Source organism: Neorhizobium sp. CSC1952 (genome assembly GCF_030378245.1).
GTDB lineage: Bacteria > Pseudomonadota > Alphaproteobacteria > Rhizobiales > Rhizobiaceae > Neorhizobium > Neorhizobium oryzae_A.
Genome location: NZ_CP128416.1, coordinates 2,362,140 through 2,379,406, shown reverse-complemented (window position 1 = coordinate 2,379,406; position 17,267 = coordinate 2,362,140). Strand labels below are relative to the sequence as shown.

Annotated in this window: 19 protein-coding genes; 9 read left to right on the top strand and 10 right to left on the bottom strand. The window is 64.5% G+C overall.

From position 1 onward, the window contains the following. The first annotated feature begins 116 nt into the window (after positions 1–116). On the top strand, positions 117–2,873 hold the full coding sequence (locus QTA58_RS11665) for a TIGR02302 family protein (protein WP_289672931.1): 2,757 nt from the start codon (positions 117–119) through the stop codon (positions 2,871–2,873). 273 nt (positions 2,874–3,146) lie between these two features. Here QTA58_RS11665 and QTA58_RS11660 read toward each other — a convergent pair whose 3' ends face one another. From QTA58_RS11660 to QTA58_RS11650, 3 genes are all read right to left on the bottom strand, one after another. Continuing rightward, the gene (locus QTA58_RS11660) at positions 3,147–3,506 is read right to left on the bottom strand and encodes a response regulator (protein ID WP_289672930.1); all 360 of its coding nucleotides are present in this window, start codon (positions 3,504–3,506) and stop codon (positions 3,147–3,149) included. 117 nt (positions 3,507–3,623) lie between these two features. Then, a complete protein-coding gene (gene hpt, locus QTA58_RS11655; RefSeq protein ID WP_085419595.1) occupies positions 3,624–4,166 on the bottom strand; it encodes a hypoxanthine phosphoribosyltransferase in 543 nt (180 codons plus the stop codon). Between the two features lie 60 nt (positions 4,167–4,226). Then, positions 4,227–4,886 carry a hypothetical protein gene (locus QTA58_RS11650; RefSeq protein WP_289672929.1) on the bottom strand — a complete coding sequence of 220 codons (660 nt, stop codon included), beginning with the start codon at positions 4,884–4,886 and terminating at the stop codon, positions 4,227–4,229. Between the two features lie 208 nt (positions 4,887–5,094). Here QTA58_RS11650 and ftsE point away from each other — a divergent pair, with 208 nt between their 5' ends. The 4 genes from ftsE to QTA58_RS11630 all read left to right on the top strand — a co-directional run bounded on the left by ftsE (position 5,095) and on the right by QTA58_RS11630 (position 8,468). Beyond that, entirely contained in the window at positions 5,095–5,754 is a 660-nt protein-coding gene (ftsE, locus tag QTA58_RS11645) for a cell division ATP-binding protein FtsE (RefSeq protein WP_085419597.1), read from the top strand. 94 nt (positions 5,755–5,848) lie between these two features. Next, positions 5,849–6,799, top strand: coding sequence for an ABC transporter permease (locus tag QTA58_RS11640; protein ID WP_289673140.1), 951 nt, complete (start codon positions 5,849–5,851; stop codon positions 6,797–6,799). 79 nt (positions 6,800–6,878) lie between these two features. After that, on the top strand, positions 6,879–7,592 hold the full coding sequence (locus QTA58_RS11635; protein WP_289672928.1) for a YdcF family protein: 714 nt from the start codon (positions 6,879–6,881) through the stop codon (positions 7,590–7,592). Between the two features lie 84 nt (positions 7,593–7,676). After that, positions 7,677–8,468 (top strand): 1-acyl-sn-glycerol-3-phosphate acyltransferase, encoded by a 792-nt coding sequence (locus QTA58_RS11630; protein WP_085419599.1) that lies wholly within the window; start codon positions 7,677–7,679, stop codon positions 8,466–8,468. On the opposite strand, the gene QTA58_RS11625 is transcribed toward QTA58_RS11630, so the two are convergent. Then, positions 8,453–9,037, bottom strand: coding sequence for a gamma-glutamylcyclotransferase (locus tag QTA58_RS11625; protein WP_289673138.1), 585 nt, complete (start codon positions 9,035–9,037; stop codon positions 8,453–8,455). The two genes, QTA58_RS11630 and QTA58_RS11625, sit on opposite strands and share 16 nt — an antisense overlap. Before the next feature lies 1 nt (position 9,038). Between QTA58_RS11625 and QTA58_RS11620 the strand changes: the two genes are divergently transcribed. Beyond that, positions 9,039–10,043 carry a DUF2125 domain-containing protein gene (locus QTA58_RS11620; protein ID WP_289672927.1) on the top strand — a complete coding sequence of 335 codons (1,005 nt, stop codon included), beginning with the start codon at positions 9,039–9,041 and terminating at the stop codon, positions 10,041–10,043. Positions 10,044–10,047: 4 nt separating this feature from the next. Here the strand turns inward: QTA58_RS11620 and QTA58_RS11615 are convergent, their stop codons facing one another. The 3 genes from QTA58_RS11615 to QTA58_RS11605 form a co-directional block, all read right to left on the bottom strand. Then, positions 10,048–10,974 (bottom strand): prephenate/arogenate dehydrogenase family protein, encoded by a 927-nt coding sequence (locus tag QTA58_RS11615; RefSeq protein ID WP_289672925.1) that lies wholly within the window; start codon positions 10,972–10,974, stop codon positions 10,048–10,050. Further along, positions 10,971–12,080 (bottom strand): histidinol-phosphate transaminase, encoded by a 1,110-nt coding sequence (gene hisC / locus QTA58_RS11610; protein ID WP_289672923.1) that lies wholly within the window; start codon positions 12,078–12,080, stop codon positions 10,971–10,973. The genes QTA58_RS11615 and hisC overlap by 4 nt, the downstream gene beginning before the upstream one ends. Before the next feature lie 133 nt (positions 12,081–12,213). Next, entirely contained in the window at positions 12,214–12,957 is a 744-nt protein-coding gene (locus tag QTA58_RS11605; RefSeq protein ID WP_289672922.1) for a class I SAM-dependent methyltransferase, read from the bottom strand. An 89-nt stretch (positions 12,958–13,046) separates the two neighbouring features. Here QTA58_RS11605 and gloB point away from each other — a divergent pair, with 89 nt between their 5' ends. Both gloB and QTA58_RS11595 read left to right on the top strand, forming a co-directional pair. Further along, positions 13,047–13,817, top strand: a complete 771-nt coding sequence (gloB, locus tag QTA58_RS11600; protein ID WP_085419605.1) for a hydroxyacylglutathione hydrolase — start codon at positions 13,047–13,049, stop codon at positions 13,815–13,817. Beyond that, entirely contained in the window at positions 13,818–14,237 is a 420-nt protein-coding gene (locus QTA58_RS11595; protein WP_289672920.1) for a cupin domain-containing protein, read from the top strand. Between the two features lie 8 nt (positions 14,238–14,245). Here QTA58_RS11595 and QTA58_RS11590 read toward each other — a convergent pair whose 3' ends face one another. The 3 genes from QTA58_RS11590 to QTA58_RS11580 are packed head-to-tail and all read right to left on the bottom strand — an operon-like array spanning position 14,246 to position 16,626. After that, complete coding sequence (locus tag QTA58_RS11590) at positions 14,246–14,899, bottom strand: lysoplasmalogenase family protein (protein ID WP_289672918.1); 654 nt, start codon at positions 14,897–14,899, stop codon at positions 14,246–14,248. A 35-nt stretch (positions 14,900–14,934) separates the two neighbouring features. Beyond that, positions 14,935–15,822, bottom strand: a complete 888-nt coding sequence (locus tag QTA58_RS11585) for an EamA family transporter (RefSeq protein WP_289672916.1) — start codon at positions 15,820–15,822, stop codon at positions 14,935–14,937. A 30-nt stretch (positions 15,823–15,852) separates the two neighbouring features. Next, on the bottom strand, positions 15,853–16,626 hold the full coding sequence (locus QTA58_RS11580; RefSeq protein WP_289672914.1) for a DUF3108 domain-containing protein: 774 nt from the start codon (positions 16,624–16,626) through the stop codon (positions 15,853–15,855). A 263-nt stretch (positions 16,627–16,889) separates the two neighbouring features. Here QTA58_RS11580 and rpmB point away from each other — a divergent pair, with 263 nt between their 5' ends. Beyond that, complete coding sequence (rpmB, locus tag QTA58_RS11575) at positions 16,890–17,180, top strand: 50S ribosomal protein L28 (RefSeq protein ID WP_037157063.1); 291 nt, start codon at positions 16,890–16,892, stop codon at positions 17,178–17,180. Positions 17,181–17,267 lie beyond the last annotated feature (87 nt).

Sequence of the window (17,267 nt, the reverse complement as noted above, 5' to 3'; positions counted from 1 at the left end):
TTTTGCGGGAAACTGCCTAAAATATGGGGGGCATCCGCCCCTTGCCCTCGTCTTCGCCACAAAGACTGCTATCTTGAAAGCTTGAGTTTGCGCCGCCACGACTGGAGACGGACCGCATGAGCTTCACCCGCAAAGGTGCCTTCGAATCGCATCCTGTGCTTGCGCGCCGAGTCGCGCTGAAGCGCTCCTTCGCGCGGATCGTCCTGTTTTTCGAGCGGATTTTGCCGCTGCTGCTCGCTCCGCTGGGGATCGCGGCGCTCTTCCTGTCGGTCGCCTGGTTCGGGATTTTCCGCATCGCGCCGGACTGGGTGCGCTGGGTTTTGCTCGGCGGCTTCGCCTTTGCCTTCGTCTATTCGATCCTTCCCTTCGGCCGGCTGCGCTGGCCGGCGGCGGAAGAGGCCGATCGGCTTCTCGAAGACCGCAACAACCTGCCCCACCAGCCTGTCGCGGTGCAGGAGGACGAGCCGGCCTTCGAAACGCCCTTCTCCCGGGCGCTGTGGAAGGAACACCAGATCCGCATGGCCGAGCGCATCGCCGCGCTCGATGCCGGCATGCCGCAGCCCGATATCGCCAGGCACGACCGCTTCGCGCTGCGCGCCATCCCGGCGCTCGTCTTCGTCGTCGCGCTCGGCTATTCCTTCTCGAACGGCGGCGGCTCGCCGGCCGATGCCTTCCGCGCCGCGCCGCCTGCGCCGAGCATCAATCCGGACCTGCGCATCGACGCCTGGCTGACCCCGCCTTCCTATACCGGCCGGGCCCCGATCTTCCTGACCGGCCGCGAGGCGAACCCCAACGCGAACACCGTCTCCATTCCGCAGAATTCCGCGCTCACCGTGCGCGTCACCGGCGGAGAAGGCGGCGAGGACGTGGTTTTCGCACCGGAAACCGGCGGAGACACGGTGACGCTGATCACCGAGGAAGCCAAGAAGGCGGCGGAAGCGGCCGCCAAGCAGCAGCAGAACGGGCAGCCGCAGAATGGCGGGCAGGCTGCGCAACAGGCGCCGGCCCAGCCGGCGGCGCCGCAGCCGAACCAGCCGGCCAATCAACCGCTGCCCCCGCGAACCTATGCGCTCAACGTCGCCGAGAGCGGCAGCCTGACCGTGAACGGACAGACCTGGGCCTTCAACGTCATCCCCGACCGTCCGCCGGAAATCGCCTTCGACGGCCAGCCGCGGCGTTCCGTCAACGGCGCGCTGGAGATCGGCTTCACCGGCAAGGACGATTACGGCATCCGCGAAGCCCATGCGCTGATCGAACCCGTGGAGCAGCAGGATGCCGGCGCCACCCCGCTCTATCCGCCGCCGGATTACCGGCTCGACCTGCCGCGCCAGAACGGCCGGGAGGTCAAGGGACTGACGAGCCGCAACCTCGTCGAACATCCGCTCGCCGGCAAGCGCGTGAGGATCACCCTCGTCGCCAAGGACGGCGCCGGCCAGACGGGCCGCAGCCCGAGCCATGAGATCGTGCTGCCGTCGCGCGGTTTCTCCGAGCCGCTTGCCGCGGCCGTAGCCGAGGAACGGCAGGTCTTCGCGCTCGACACCCGCCAGATGCCGAAAGCGATCGCGCTCAACGAAGCGCTGGCGATCCGCCCCGACGAAACCATTCCCAACCTCAGCCATTTCCTGCTGATCCGCTCGGCGCTGGAGCGCATGAAGCTTTCCCGCACCGAGGAACAGCTCAAGGATACGGCCGATTATCTCTGGGAAATCGCGCTCGGCATCGAGGACGGCGATCTGTCGCTCGCCGAACGCCGGCTGCGCGACGCCCAGCGCAATCTGGCCGACGCCCTGGAGAACAACGCCTCCGACGAGGAGATCGCCCGGCTGATGCAGGAACTGCGCGACGCGATGCAGCAGTTCATGAACGAGCTCGCCCAGCGGATGCAGAACGCCCCGCAGGCGCCGAACAACATGCAGGCCGAGAACGTCATCCGCCAGCGCGACCTGCAGAACATGATGGACCAGATCGAAAACCTGGCCCGCTCCGGCAATCGCGATGCCGCCCAGCAGCTTCTCTCCGAAATGCAGCGGATGATGAACAACCTGCAGGCCGGCCGCATGCAGCGCGGCCAGCAGGGCCAGCAGCAGAACAGCCAGATGCGCCAGCAGATCGACAAGCTCGGCGAGATCATGCAGGAACAGCAGCGGCTGATGGATCAGACCTTCCAGCTCGACCAGGCGCTGCGCGACCGCATGCAGCGCGGCGACCCGAGCCAGCAGCCCTACGATCAGGGCCAGCAGGGGCAACAACAAGGCCAGCAGCAGCAGGGCCAGCAACAGCAGGGTCAACAAGGGCAGCAGGGCCAACAGGGTCAGCAAGGCGGCCAGCAGAATACCGATCAGATGACGGCCGAGCAGCTGCGCGAGGCGCTGAGGAACCTGCGCGCCCAGCAGGAGGGTCTCGGCAAGAAGCTCGAAGAACTGCAGCAAGGCCTGAAAGGTCTCGGCATGCAGCCCGGCGAAGGCTTCGGCGAGGCTCAGCGCGAGATGGGCAATGCCGGCCGGGCGCTTGGCGAAGGCCAGGGCGAGCAGGCCGTACAGGGCCAGGGCAACGCGCTCAACGCGTTGCGCCAGGGCGCCCAGAACATGATGCAGCAGATGATGCAGGCCATGCAGCAGGGCCAACAGGGCCAAGGCCAGGATCGCGGCCCCGGCGAAGGCATGGCATCGCAGGGCGGCCAGAACGGACGCGATCCGCTCGGCCGGCCGCGCGCCACGTCAGGCCCGGATTTCGGCGACCAGGTGAAGGTGCCGGACGAAATCGACGTTCAGCGGGCCCGCGAAATTCTCGAAGCCATCCGTGAACGGCTGGGCAACGCACTCTCGGGCGAAGCCGAACGGCAGTATCTGGAACGGCTGCTGGATATACGGTAGGCGGTTGAAGGCTGCACGATATCCCCTCACCTGCAATCCATGATTTGGCTCCGCCGGGGCAAGGAGGGAAGCAGCCGATCGTCTCCTGCGTCATCCTCGGCCTTGTGCCGAGGATCTACCACACGTCAATCATGGCAACCCATTGCAGCTGCTCGGACAAACCCGTGCATGACGATCAGGGTGGCTTCTCGGCGCCCCGCGGTAGCTGAAAGTTAAGCTTAGCACCGAGGGATTTTGCCATGCCAAATTCCTACCCCCACGCCGCGCCAGCCCTCAGGCTGCCAAGGCCGAGGCCACGGCCCTGCGGATATCGGGAAGCGCGAAAGGCTTCTGAACCACGTCGACGATCTTGGCCGAGAGGTCGTCGGCGCGCTCGCGCTGTTCGGCATAGCCGGTCATCAGCAAGATCTTGAGGCCCGGGAATTTCGCGGAAGCCTGATGGGCGAGCTCGATGCCGTCCATGACCGGCATGCGGATATCGGAAAGAAGCAGATCGAAAGGCCCCTGGCTCAGTTTTTCCAGGCCTTCGGCGCCGTCGCCCGCCTCGCATATCTCATGGCCGTCGAGCTGGAGCGCCCGTGCAACGAAGCTGCGGAGCGAATCCTCGTCTTCGGTGATCAGGATCTTTGCCATGGCGCTTGTCGCTCCCTGTTGTGTTTCATATCGGGAGCAAATCACCAGACTTTCCTTGTCGAGGAGTAAACACCGGGGCCCGCAGGGCCGGAATGGTTAACACCTTCTCAAGCAGGATCAGGCGTCGCCGGTGACGACGCCGACGAAAGGCAGTTCGCGGAAGGCGTAAGCCACGTCCATGCCGTAGCCGACCACGAAATAGTCCGGACATTCGAAGCCGACGTAATCCGCCTCCAGCGCTTCCTGCCGCTTCACCCGCTTGTCGAGCAGCACGGCGATCGAGACGTGGCGGGCGCCGCGCTCGTAAAGCATCTCCTTGGCGAATTTCAGCGTGCGGCCGGATTCGAGGATGTCGTCGATCAGCAGCACGTCGCGATCCTTCACGTCGCTGTCGATGTCCTTGACGATGCGCACGCCCTGAGAGACCGTGCCGGCGCCGTAGCTCGAAAGCGTGATGAACTCCACCTCCGGCGCCAGCCCCACGTCATGCAGCGCGCGCAACAGGTCGGCGGCGAAGATGAACGAGCCCTTGAGGATCGCGATGACGAGCAGATCCTTGGTCGGGCCGGCGGCGATGTCCGCGGCCATGGCCCGGTTGCGCTCGGCGATCTGTTCGGCGGTGTAAAGCGGCTCAATGTTCTTGCCGCGTACGACGGGCATGAGGTTCTCCGTGTCCGTTAAAGCGCTCCGATAGCACAAACGCACACGAAAGAGAAAGCTTCAGGCACCGCGCTCGGCGAGCGAAAGGCGAAGGTCCGGCAGTTTTCCACCAGGATGCGGCACGCGCGCTGAGAAACCGCGGCTCTGGCCGCCCGCGATGGCGGAGACCGGCGGCGAGATCAGCGTGCTCGCCACTAGCGCTTCGCCGGACACCAGGTCCGCGCGGATCGACGGCATGGCGAGGCTCTCTTCGCTGCGGTTTTCGACGATGCCGTTGATCAGGAGCACGCGCATGCCGTTGGCATCCTGCGGGGTCATCGTGACATGGGTAATGTCGAGGGGAGGACCTGCCTCGGCCGTTTCCGAACCGGCGAACAGAAAGGAGAAACCACCCGCAAGACCGAAGACCACGACGAAGACGACGGCCACGACCGCCGAGAAGAAATCGGCGGAAAGACGCCCCAGGGCACGCTCGCCGGCGGCGACGATCCGCGCCGGGAACGGCTGTTTCACGGCCAGCGGCGGCATGGGCTTGCGGCGGTTGTCGTTGCCGAAGCGCGGCGACGGTCCGCGCCGGGAGGTTTCCCGGACGGTGACGAACTGGGCGTCGACCACTTCGCCGCGCGGCTGGAAGGCACGCCTGGTTCGGCCGGCAGCGTCCGGCGGCAGGATGTCCATGCGGATGACCGTCCTGCCCTGCTCGTTGCGGAACGTGCTCATGGGGCCCTCTTCGGCCCGTTTTCCCCGGTGTTGAGGGGTAGCGGGCATTGAAACGAATCCCGCTCAGTTGTAAATTCAGATGGTTAACGCTTTGCAAATACGGCCCGAAATTAGCCCATTTCCGCGCGTGATTTAACCCTTCGTTTACCCGGGTCGTTAAGAGATAACGAGCACCAAAAAGTTTGAAGAGTGAGGATTGGGTCATCCGTTGATTCATTTCGAAAACGTCGGCCTGCGCTACGGGATGGGACCGGAGATTCTCCGGGACATGACCTTCGACATCCCGAAGCGGTCGTTCCAGTTCCTGACGGGACCGTCGGGCGCCGGAAAGACGACGCTTTTGCGCCTGCTCTTCCTGTCGCTGCACCCGACCCGCGGCATCATCCACATGTTCGGGCGCGACCTTTCGCAGATCCCGCGCGCCGAACTGCCCATGCTGCGCCGGCGCGTCGGCATCGTCTTCCAGGATTTCCGCCTGCTCGACCATCTGACCACCTATGAGAACGTGGCGCTGCCGCTGAGGGTCCGCGGCAAGGAGGAAGGCTCCTATCGCAACGACGTGATCGAGCTTCTGAAATGGGTCGGGCTCGGCGAGCGCATCAACGTGCTGCCGCCGGTCCTGTCGGGCGGCGAGAAGCAGCGCGCCGCGATCGCCAGGGCCTTGATGGACCGGCCGGAAATCCTGCTCGCCGACGAGCCGACCGGCAACGTCGATCCGCCGATGGCGCGGCGGCTCCTCAGCCTCTTCCTGGAACTCAACCGGCTCGGCACGGCCGTCGTGATCGCCACCCATGACCTGGCGTTGATGGATCAGGTGGATGCCCGGCGGATGATCCTAACCGAAGGGCGGCTCGATATCTATGAATGAGCTCAGCCCGAAAATCCTGAAGGCGGCAAAGAGGCAGAGGGCGGGCGCTGAACCGCAGCCGGCGGAGCCGGCCCAGCAGCAGCGCCGCGCCGAGATGCGGGTGCGGCCGACGGCGCCGATCCTGCCGCCCTCCAACATCCAGGGCAATGCGCTGATGGTGGTGATCGCCATCATGGCCTTCCTCGCCTGCCTGACGCTCGGCGCGGTCACCATGGTGAGAGCGACGGCCGCAAGCTGGCAAAGCCAGATTTCCCGCGAGATCACCATCCAGATCAAGCCCGACGACGGGCTCGACATGGAGGCGGCGCTGAGAAAGGCCCGCGATCTGGCGCTCACCTTCGTGGGCACGCGCGAAGGCACGATCATGGACGAGGATGCGACGGCCCGGCTTCTGGAACCCTGGCTCGGCGCCGGGCTGAACCTCGACGATCTTCCCGTGCCGCGCCTCGTCATCGTCACGATCGACGAGCAGAACCCGCCGGATTTCGCGGCCATGCGCGATCTCCTGAAGACGGAAATCCCGCAGGCCTTCCTGGACGATCACCGCACCTGGGTGGACCGCCTGGTTTCCATGGCGCATACGACGGTGCTGATCGGCACGGGTGTGCTGGTCCTCGTGTTCACCGCGATGATCCTGACCGTCATCTTCGCGACGCGCGGCGCGCTTTCCGGCAACCGCCATATCGTCGAGGTGCTGCATTTCGTCGGCGCGGAGAGCTCCTTCGTGGCAAGCGAATTCCAGAAGCACTTTTTGAAGATCAGCATCAAGGGTTCGGCCGCCGGGGGGGCGCTGACGGCGGCCCTGTTCGCCGTCGCCAACATCTGGCAGGCCAATTCTCTGGCGACGCCGGAGAGCGACCAGGCGACCGCGCTTTTCGGCTCCTTCACCATCGGCGTCACCGGCTATCTCGGCATCCTCGCCACGATGATCGTCATCGCGCTGCTGACGACGCTGACCGCCCGATTCACCGTCATGCGCACGATCGACGAAATCGATCTCATCCGCGCCGATCCCGCGCGCTCGGACGGGCTGCCCGCTTCTTGAACCGGGCCCTTTGACCCGATAGGTTGGCCCTGTTCTCGCCACGAATCTCCGGCTATGGACAGTCATGACACCGGCCCAGATGACACCCGACGATGGAGCGGATCGCAAGCCGCAGCCCCCCAGGGGGCTGTTCTCGCGACAGGGCCGGCTGCGCTGGATCGCGCGCCGCGTCATCATGGCCGGCGTCCTCTGCATCGCCCTGCTTTTCGGCGGCTTTCTGTGGTTCGCCAATGCCGTCACCTCGCTCAAGGCGCCGGACGGCGTGAAGGCCGACGCGATCGTCGTGCTGACCGGCGGCTATCTGCGCATCGAGCAGGCCCTCGGTCTCCTGCGCGACGGAGCCGGGCAGCGGCTGCTGATCTCCGGCGCGCATCCCTCCACCACGCCCAATCAGATCCGCAAGGTGACCCAGGCCTCGCCGGACCTCTTCGCCTGCTGCGTGGATATCGGCTACGACGCCATCGACACGATCGGCAATGCCAACGAGATCACCCGCTGGATCCACGATCACGGCTACAAATCCGTGCTGGTCGTGACCAACAACTACCACATGCTGCGCAGCCTTCACGAGCTGCGCCGCGCCGATCCGGTGACCGAGTTCATTGCCTATCCCGTGATCAACTCCGATCTCACCCGCAAGGCCTGGTTCGCCGATCCGGACGTGCTGCGCACCATGCTGGCCGAATACGGAAAGGTCGTGCTCGCCACCCTGCGCGACTGGGTCGGCATCGAGCGGGGCACCGGCCTGCGCACGGGCAACGATACCAAAACGGCGGCAAGGCCCGCATCCTGAATTCTTGCGCCTCCACCATGCCGGACGCTTTTTTCAGGCGGCGATCTCGTGTAGGCAACGCCTGTCCATAAGGAATTCCGCTTCATGCTGCTCTTGCGTTCGGTTCTTTTCAACGTCGCTTTCTATACGAATCTCATCGTCCGCATGATCGTGCTGAGCCCGATCTATTTCGTGCAGCCGCGCAAGGAAGCCTACCGGATACCCAAGGCCTGGGCCGCCTCGAACAACTGGCTGGTCTCGAAGATCGTCGGCGCAAGCTTCGAGATCGAGGGCATGGAGAATATTCCGGAAGGCGGCTGCATCTTCGCACCCAAGCACCAGTCCGCATGGGATACGTTCGCACTGCTCCCCTACCAGCGGGATCCGGTCTACATCCTGAAGCGCGAGCTGATGTGGATTCCGCTGTTCGGCTGGTATGCCGCAAAGCAGAAGATGATCCCCGTCAACCGCGGCGCCCGCGGCAAGGTCATGGTCGAGGTCATGCAGCGCACCCAGGAGGAGATGGCGAACGGGCGCCAGCTCATCATCTATCCCGAAGGCACGCGCCGCCCGCCGGGTGCCGAACCGCAATACCGATACGGCATCGCCCGCATCTATCGCGACGTGCAGGTGCCCGTCGTGCCGGTCGTGGCCCATTGGGGCCTGTTCTGGGGAAGGCGCAAGCTGATCAAGCATCCGGGCCACTTCAAGGTGCGCATCCTGCCGCCGATCGCGCCCGGCATGGATCCGGATGCCTTCTACGCCCATCTGGTCGAAACGATGGAGCGGGAAAGCGACAGGCTGCTCGTCGAAACCGTCGAGGCCAACCCGCACCTGCCGCTGCCGCCAACGGCAGTGAAGCGCCTGGCGGAATTGAAGGCTCAGACGGCCGCCTGAAGGCGTGCCGAAACGGATACGCCGACGCCCTCCAGCCAGAGATCGCGGATGCCCATCTCCTTCAGATGCGAGAGCGTGTTGAAGACATAGGCGTCGTTCGGACCGGATTGGCCGGACGAGGTGCGCACGATCTCGGCTGCGTCCTCGATGCCGAGCGCACCGGCATATTGCACGTGCCGGCGGTCGACGATGTAGCCGACCGCCCTCACCTGCCGCCCGTCGCCCAGCGAAACGGGCAGGATCTTCTCCTTGTAGACATTGGTGACGAGTTCGCGGCGGCGCAGGTAATCGAGCACGTCCTCGCGGTTCTCCTCGCTCACCCGGAACGCGACGCCGCGGCAGGAGCCGCCCCGGTCGAGCCCGAGCACGAGGCCGGGATGTTCCGGCGTGCCGCGATGCACATAGGACCATACGCAGAGGGAACGGCGAAAACCGAAGGCGCGCGCGGGTCGTCTCTCCTCAAACGCAAAACCCGGATTCCACATCAGCGACCCGTAGCCAAACACCCAAAATTCGTCCATATCCCACGCCACGTCGTATTCGAAATTCGAAGCACCATTGGAGAACATCATGGCAGCGTCAAGCCGAAGCGGTGTCACAAGAAAATTATGGCTCCTCGCCACCGGCGTCGTGCTGGTGATCGCGCTTTACACCGCCGGCTGGTTCTATGCCGCCTCGACGCTGCGCGAACGGACGCTGGCCCAGCTCGGCAGCCACGAACGGGACGGCATTTCCGCCCAGTGCGACGACGCGGACTATCGCGGCTATCCCTTCCGGATCGGCCTGTTCTGCTCGAAAGTCGCCGTCGACGACCGGGTGAACGGCATTTCCGCCACCTTCGGCGCCCTTCGCTCCGCCGCGCAGGTCTACGATCCAGGCCATATCGTCTGGGAGCTCGATTCACCGGTCGAGATCCGCACCGGCCATGGCCTGACGGTCTCGTCCGCCTGGGAGAATTTCCAGTCGAGCCTCATCACCAAACTCAAGGGCGTCGAGCGCACGTCGGTGGTCATCGAGAACTCCAAGACCAGCGTCGCATCGTCCGCGACGGGCGAGACCTTCGACATCAGCGCCGACCATACGGAAATCCATCTCAGGCAGAACGGCAGCGATCTCGATGCGGCCATGGCGCTGGAAGGCACCGACATGACGATGCGGGATATGCCGCGGCTTCTGCCCCGGCTAACCGCCAATGTCGACGTGACGCTTGCAGGCCGCGCCGGAATGATCGACGGCTCCGATCCGAACGGGCTCGTTCTCTACGGCACCAGGGGCGAGATGCGCAGCCTTTCCGCCGATCTCGGCGAGGGCCGGCTGATCACCGTTTCGGGCCCCTTCTCCTTCGACGAGCGGGGCTATCTCTCGGGCAAACTGAAGCTCAGGATCGAGCAGATCGACGCCTGGCGCAACAGCCTGGGCGAGGCCTTCCCGGACATCGCGCCGATGCTCGAAACCGTCGCCCGGATGCTCTCAGCGCTCGGCGGCGGCAGCAACGCCTCGATCGACCTCACCATCAACCGCGGCAAGGTCCTTGCCGGCGGCTTCATTCCGATCGGTGAAATCCCGCCGATCTGACAGGTTATTTCTTGTCCAGCGCGTGGCGGCCGAAGTCCGGCGCGTCGACATCCTGGCCGGCCTCGATGATCGAGCGGCGGACGGCGCGGGTACGCGTGAAGAGCTCGAAGAGCTTGTCGCCCTCGCCCCAGCGGATCGCCCGCTGCAGATAGGCGAGATCTTCCGAAAACCGCGCCAGCATTTCCAGGATCGCATCCTTGTTGTGCAGGCAGACGTCGCGCCACATGGTGGGATCGGAGGCTGCAAGGCGCGTGAAATCGCGGAAGCCGGAGGCGGAATATTTGATGACTTCCGATTCCGTCACCGTCTCCAGATCGTCCGCCGTGCCGACGATGTTGTAGGCGATGATATGCGGCAGGTGTGAGACGATCGCCAGCACCTTGTCGTGGTGCTGCGGGTCCATCTCGTCGATGCGCGAGCCGAGCGCCGTCCAGAAGGCCTTGAGCCTGTCGAGGGCGGCCTGATCGGTGTCCGGCAGCGGCGTGAATATGCACCAGCGGTCGCGGAAGAGGCCGGCGAAGCCCGCATCCGGCCCGGACTTCTCCGTGCCCGCCAACGGATGGCCGGGAATGAAATGCACGTTTTCCGGCATATGCGGCGCCATCTGCGCGATGACGGATGCCTTGGTCGAGCCGACATCGGTGACGATGGCGCCGGGTTTGAGGTTGCCGGCGATCTGCCTGGCAACCGCTTCCGAAGCACCGACCGGCACGGAGACGATGACGAGATCGGCATCCCTGACCGCTTCCGATGCGGAGGCCACGTAGCGATCGCCGAGCCCCAGTTCCTCGGCGCGCTTCAAGGTCTCGGGGCTGCGGGTGGAAATCACCACCTCGCCGGCGAGCCCCAGCTCCTTGACGTCCCGCGCGATCGACGACCCGATGAGGCCGATGCCGATCAGCGCGATCCGGTCGAAATGCGGCTTGGTCATGCGCTTCTACCCATGAATTCGCCGAGCGCCTCGATGACGCCGCGATTGGCTTCCTCCGAACCGACCGTCATGCGCAGCGCGTTCGGGAAGCCATAGCCCTTCACGGCGCGCAGGATATAACCGCGGCTCGTGAGAAAGGCATCCGCCTCCGGCGCGCGCTTGCCCTCCACATCCGGGAAGTGGATGAGGATGAAATTGGTGACCGACGGGGTGACCTTGAGGCCGATCGCCTGAAAGGCATGGGTGAGCTTGTCGAGCCAGAGCGTGTTGTGCTCGACCGCCTTCTCGACGAAGGCCTGATCGCGGATCGCGGCCGCGCCCGCGGCGATCGCCGGCGCATTCATGTTGAACGGGCCGCGCACCCGGTTCAGCGCGTCGAGAATGCCGGCCGGACCGTACATCCAGCCGATGCGCAGCGCCGCAAGGCCGTAGACCTTCGAGAAGGTACGGGTCATCACGACGTTGCGGTTCGAAGAGACGAGTTCGAGCCCGGCTTCGTAATCGTTCCTGCGGACATATTCCGCATAGGCCGCATCGAGCACGAGGATGACGTGCTTCGGCAGGCCGGCATGCAGGCGGCGGATATCCGCGACCGGCACGTAGGTGCCCGTCGGATTGCCCGGGTTGGCGATGAAGACCATCTTGGTCTTCTCCGTCACCGCGGCGAGAATCGCGTCGACATCGACCGCGCAGTCCTTCTCCTTCACCTCGACCGGCGCGGCACCCGCCCCCATGATCTGGATCTTGTAGACGAGAAAACCGTGCTCGGTGATGATCGCCTCGTCGCCCTGGCCGAGATAGACGTGGCAGAGCAGGCCGAGCAATTCGTCCGAACCGTTGCCGCACATGATGTTCGCGACATTGAGGCCGTGCACGGAGGCGATCGCCTCGCGCAGCGCCAGCGCCTGACCGTCCGGATAGAGTTCAAGGTGCTCGGCGCCATGCCTGAAGGCTTCGATCGCCTTCGGGCTCGGCCCGAGCGGCGTTTCGTTGGAGGAGAGCTTGAAGACGCGAGCGACGCCCGGAGCATGTTCCTTGCCGGGTACATAGGCGGCGATATCCAGAATGCCTGGACGCGGAACGGGCTCACTCGTGACGATGCTCATCGGATCAACCTTTGCGGAAATGCCGGACTGGCGGGTGATTTAAGTGGCATTAAAGCCGAAATCGGCCTTTGTCGAGTATGTGCTTTACCCGTTTGCCTCTCACCCTGGCCCCTCTCCTGCAAGCGGGGGATGGTTAGGGCCGCACCCGCGTGGTCGGCACGCCCTGCGGCGCCAGCACGGGCACGAAGACGCGGCGCGAGGCACGCGCCGCGACCGGCAGACCCTGATAGAGGCGCTTCTGGGCTTCAAGCACGATGACGCCGGAAAAGACCGGCCAGAAGCGCCGGCCCAGGCGCTCGAAGACATGCCGCAGCTTCAGGACCGCGCGGATCTTGGAAGGCGGGAAGAACAGCGCTTCGGCGCTCGCACCCGGCGTGAAATTCGTCTCCCGCAGAAGCGAGGTGAGCTGGCCGCGCGAATAGGGCCGGCCGGAGCCGAAGGGCGTGTGCTCCATGCGCGCCCAGACGCCGCGCCGGTTCGGCACCACGATGACGAGCCGTCCGCCGGGCGCGAGCACGCGCCAGAGCTCCTTCAGCGTCTCGCGCGGGTTTTCCGCGAATTCCAGCGAATGCACCATCAGCACGCGGTCGATGGAACTGTCCGGCAGCGGCAGCTCCTCGTCGAAGACCAGGGCTGTCGAAGAGAGTTCGCCGACCGGCCAGTTCACCGCCCCCTGCCCCGCCGGCATGAAGGCGAAGGTGCGTTCCGTATCGGCACGGAAGCGGTCGAGATAAGGCACGACGTAACCGAGGCCCATCAGCCTCTCCTCCGGCAGCCGCGCCCAGAGCGCGGACAGCGCCATCGCGATCGACTGCTCGGCGAAATGGCCGAGAGGCGAGTGATAGAATTCGCGGAGATCGACGATATCGGCGGACATCTGAAAATTGCTGTCAGGCAGTGGTTGGACTTCGGGAACGCAGTCTCTACATTGTCCCGCAAAGCGATTTGAGCAATAGGGGCGATCGTATGAAACCACTGGAACTCGAAGTTTTTTCATGCCGAAGCGATAATTACGGTGTCCTCGTGCACGATCCGGAGAGCGGGCTGACGGCTTCGATCGACGCGCCGGAGGAAAAGCCGATCGTCGAGGCCGCCGCCCGCCGCGGCTGGAAGATCACCCATATCTTCACGACCCATCACCACACCGACCATGTGGAAGCCAACCTGGCGCTCAAGGAAAAATTCGGCCTGGACATCATCGGCCCGTTCAACGAGGCGGTGGCGATCCCCGGCCTCGACAAGACCATGGCGGACGGAGACGAATTCCAGTTCGGCGAACACCTCGTGCGCGTCATCGAGACGCCCGGCCATACCGCTGGTCACATCTGCTACCATTTCCCGGACGACAAGATCCTCTTTGCGGCCGACACGCTCTTCGCGCTCGGCTGCGGCCGCATCTTCGAACGCCCGGCTGCCGATATGTGGCATTCGCTGCAGAAGCTCGCCGTGCTTCCGGACGAGACGGCCGTCTATTTCGGCCACGAATACACGCTTTCCAACGCAAGGTTCGCGCTGAGCATCGATCCGGACAACGAGCGGCTGCAGGCCCGCGCGAAGGAGATCGAAGAGGCCCGCGCCGCCGGCAGGTTCACCATTCCGACGACGATGGGCCTGGAGAAGGAAACCAATCCCTTCCTGCGCGCCGCCGATCCCGCCATTCGCCGCAACCTGCTGATGGAAAGCAGGACGAACGAAGAGGTCTTCGCCGAGATCCGCAAGCGCAAGGACAATTTCTGAATGGAAGCCGAGGAGATCATCGAAGCGCTCGGCATGCAGCGCCACCCCGAAGGCGGCTGGTATGTCGAAACCTTCCGGGACGATCGCGACGGCGCGCGCGCCCACTCGACGGCGATCTATTACCTGCTGCAGGCAGGCGAGCGGTCGCATTGGCACCGAGTGCGCGATGCGGCGGAGGTCTGGCATTTTCATGCGGGCGATCCGCTGCTGCTCAGGATTTCCGACGGCAGGACGGTCGAAACCGTGACGCTCGGCATCGATCTGGCGAAGGGCGAGCGTCCGCAGGGCGTGGTGCCGGCGGATGCCTGGCAGGCCGCGGAGCCGCTCGGCCGCTTCACGCTGGTCGGCTGCACGGTTGCGCCCGGCTTCGAGTTTGCGAGCTTCGAAATGGCGCCGCCGGGGTGGGAACCCTCGGCCTAGAGCGTTTCCTAGAAGCGCGGCAACCCGGCGAACGCCAGCGTGAAGATGAGCTGGGCGGCGTAATAGGTGCCCCAGACGAAGAATTTCAGCCGCTTCGTCACCGGAGAGCCGGGTTTCACGAGAAATTTCTGAACGGCAAGCGCCGCATCCGACATCACGAACAGCGCTGCGCCCGCCGATGGCGGGACGGGCCTGAGCATCAGCGCCGAAAGCGCCATGGCGATGATCGCGATCGCATAGACCGCGATGGGGAGGACGAGCTTGCCGGCGGGCCGCCAGAGCACCAGAAGCATCATCCCCAGCAGGACGACGAGGGTCCAGGCCAAGGCGTAACGCCAGGGGCTGCCGACGACCAGTCCCGGCTCGATCGCCGGCCAGAACAGCCCCACATATGCAAGATGCGAGAAAAGGAATGCCGCAAGGCCCGCGATGAAAGCCGTCTCGCCCTCGTAAGCAAGGCAGGCGTCGCCAAGCGCTCCCAATGCCAGCGCCACGACCAGCAACAAGGGTGCACCGGCGAGGAAGGCGTAAACGGCCAGCAGCAGCACCGGCACGGTTTTCAGCACCGCGCGCGGATGGCTCGCCGGCCTCTCCAGCCAGCGGAAATGGAAGAGCGCGAGCGCAAGCGACGCGGCCAGCACGACGGACGAAAAGACGGACATTTATCCCCCCAACGCCTCCGGTTCCTCGGAGACGCCTATTCAGCAACAGCCTCGGCGATCGGCTTCGGCCGGAACATGTCGCGCGCCGCAAGCACCGCGCCGCCCGTGATCAGCAGGCAGGCAAGCAGGATGCGCCAGTCAGGCTCGGCAAAGCCGGTGACGACCAGGATCAGCGTCGACAGAAGCGGCGCGGCATAGCTTGCCGCCCCGATGATCTGGATATCGCCGTTCTTGACGCCATAGTCCCAGGCATAGAATGCGGCCCCGACCGGCAGAAGGCCAAGACCGGCGACCGCCGCCCACTCCCCCGCACCGGCCGGCCAGACGGTGGTTTCCAGCGCCAGATGGCAGACCAGCGACAAAGCCGAGGTCGCAAGGCAGAAGCCGGTCACCACGTCGGTCGAAACCCGGTCGAAACGCCGCGTCAGCAGCGAATAGCCCGACCAGGTGAAGGCGCAGAGAAAGGCCGCGCCGTAACCGAGCGTATAGGCGCCGTCGAAGGAGAGGCCGTTGCGCGAGACGATGGCGATCGTGCCGCAAAGGCCGGCGATCGCGCCGACCACGTGATACCAGCGCAACCTCTCGCCCGGCAGCAGCGCGGAGCCGACGACGATCAGGAGCGGCCAGAGATAGGCGATCAGGCCCGCCTCCACCGCCGGCGCGTTCCGGAGTGCCGTGAAATAGAGGAAATGATAGCCGAACAGCCCGCCGATGCCGGTGATCCAGACTTTTGCCGGCTGCTTCAGGAATGCGATGCGCTGCGGCCTTGCGGCGAAGAGGAGAAGCCCCGGCAGGCTGCCGATCGCGAAGGTCACGGCGGAGAGCTGGAAGGGCGGCATCTTGCCGGAGGCGGCAGTCATCAGGGCAAGCAGCGACCACATCAGGATCGCCGTAAAGCCGATCAACGTTCCCCGGACTTTCACTCGTGCCCCCTTGACGCCGACGAACCGGCGTCAGCCGCCATATTTGACGGCCTTCACATAAACCTCGCCCATCCGCGTCGGGATGCGGGCGTAGACGGGAGCATATACATTCACCGATTGCGCCTTGGCAAACCAGATTTCCATCGGCGTCTTCTTGAGATACTCGATATCGCTGCGGCCGCGCCTGAAACCGGATTTCGGCACGTAGAGGATCGAGCAGACGATCGCCTCTCCCTTGAAGCCGTCCGTCGAAAACGGCCGGGTGCCCTTGGGCGTCAGCACGAGGTCCATGCGCGATTCGCCGTCGTAGATCGGCAGGCGGCTGGGGCAGACCTTAGCGTCGGCGGGAAAGATGAGGCCGCTCAGGGGATCGAGGACGGCATGCAGATCCTTCTCCGTCACCGGAATCCACGTCTCCGGATTGCGCCTCGGCGCGGGCTTGATCGTCGTTTCGGTGACGTCGCCGTTGCGGTATTCGACATCGTAGACCCGGGTGCGCCGGCCGTTGCTGTAGACGAGGTTGTAGCGATCGGCCTGCAGCTTGTCGGCCTGCATGCGCCCGATCACGTTCGTTTCCGCGGATATCCGGCTGATGATGTTCACGATCCCCGAGGACCTGAACTTGCCGGTGATCTTGTAGTCCCTGCTGTTGAATTCGCTGGCAAAAGAGGCCGTGGCGATCGGCAGGATGCCGAGCGAGATGTCGTATTCGCTGACATGCCGGATTTCCGCCGAGCCGAGCGGCACCGCCGTGAGCCCGAAGATAAGCATGAAGGCACTGACGAAACGGCCGCGAAGGATCATGTGTCCGCCCTGAACGATGACGACGCCGGATTCTTCCTGTTCAAGCGTCTTCCTGCCGACATATAGACCGGGCATAATGGCAAGAAAATAGCGGTACAATCCCGGCACAGGCGGAATCTCTCCGGCTCCGGCCGAGGTTTTGGCTTGACGCGGCGGGTCTCACTGACTATAGAACCGCAACTTTCCAATCAGGACCAGTTGGATCGGCGCGCTGGGCATTGTCCGGAAGTCCCATCCGATTGCAGAAGAACAAAGGTGTATCCATGTCCCGTGTGTGCGAACTGACCGGCAAGGGCGTTCAGACCGGCAACAATGTAAGCCACGCCAACAACAAGACCCGCCGTCGGTTCCTGCCGAACCTCTGCCAGGTCACGTTGATCTCCGACGCTCTCGGCCAGCGCTTCCGTCTGCGCGTTTCCGCGCATGCCCTGCGTTCCGTCGAGCATCGCGGCGGCCTTGATGCCTTCCTGCTGAAGTCCGACGAGAACGAACTGTCGATGCGCGCCCGCCTGCTGCGCCGCCAGATCGTCAAGAAGACCGCCGAAGCCGCCTAATCCGCTTCGCGCCACATCATCCGGCTTTGAGGAGGCTTGAACGGATAAAACCGGACAAGCCTTTTCTCTTGCCCTTATATTCACAGC

Coding starts and splice junctions, on each gene's coding strand:
- QTA58_RS11665 (WP_289672931.1), top strand. CDS start 117: ATGAGCTTCACCCGCAAAGGTGCCTTCGAATCGCATCCTGTGCTTGCG.
- QTA58_RS11660 (WP_289672930.1), bottom strand. CDS start 3,506: ATGGCAAAGATCCTGATCACCGAAGACGAGGATTCGCTCCGCAGCTTC.
- hpt (WP_085419595.1), bottom strand. CDS start 4,166: ATGCCCGTCGTACGCGGCAAGAACATTGAGCCGCTTTACACCGCCGAA.
- QTA58_RS11650 (WP_289672929.1), bottom strand. CDS start 4,886: ATGAGCACGTTCCGCAACGAGCAGGGCAGGACGGTCATCCGCATGGAC.
- QTA58_RS11640 (WP_289673140.1), top strand. CDS start 5,849: ATGCGGGTGCGGCCGACGGCGCCGATCCTGCCGCCCTCCAACATCCAG.
- QTA58_RS11635 (WP_289672928.1), top strand. CDS start 6,879: ATGACACCCGACGATGGAGCGGATCGCAAGCCGCAGCCCCCCAGGGGG.
- QTA58_RS11630 (WP_085419599.1), top strand. CDS start 7,677: ATGCTGCTCTTGCGTTCGGTTCTTTTCAACGTCGCTTTCTATACGAAT.
- QTA58_RS11625 (WP_289673138.1), bottom strand. CDS start 9,037: ATGTTCTCCAATGGTGCTTCGAATTTCGAATACGACGTGGCGTGGGAT.
- QTA58_RS11620 (WP_289672927.1), top strand. CDS start 9,039: ATGGCAGCGTCAAGCCGAAGCGGTGTCACAAGAAAATTATGGCTCCTC.
- QTA58_RS11615 (WP_289672925.1), bottom strand. CDS start 10,974: ATGACCAAGCCGCATTTCGACCGGATCGCGCTGATCGGCATCGGCCTC.
- hisC (WP_289672923.1), bottom strand. CDS start 12,080: ATGAGCATCGTCACGAGTGAGCCCGTTCCGCGTCCAGGCATTCTGGAT.
- QTA58_RS11605 (WP_289672922.1), bottom strand. CDS start 12,957: ATGTCCGCCGATATCGTCGATCTCCGCGAATTCTATCACTCGCCTCTC.
- gloB (WP_085419605.1), top strand. CDS start 13,047: ATGAAACCACTGGAACTCGAAGTTTTTTCATGCCGAAGCGATAATTAC.
- QTA58_RS11595 (WP_289672920.1), top strand. CDS start 13,818: ATGGAAGCCGAGGAGATCATCGAAGCGCTCGGCATGCAGCGCCACCCC.
- QTA58_RS11590 (WP_289672918.1), bottom strand. CDS start 14,899: ATGTCCGTCTTTTCGTCCGTCGTGCTGGCCGCGTCGCTTGCGCTCGCG.
- QTA58_RS11580 (WP_289672914.1), bottom strand. CDS start 16,626: ATGATCCTTCGCGGCCGTTTCGTCAGTGCCTTCATGCTTATCTTCGGG.
- rpmB (WP_037157063.1), top strand. CDS start 16,890: ATGTCCCGTGTGTGCGAACTGACCGGCAAGGGCGTTCAGACCGGCAAC.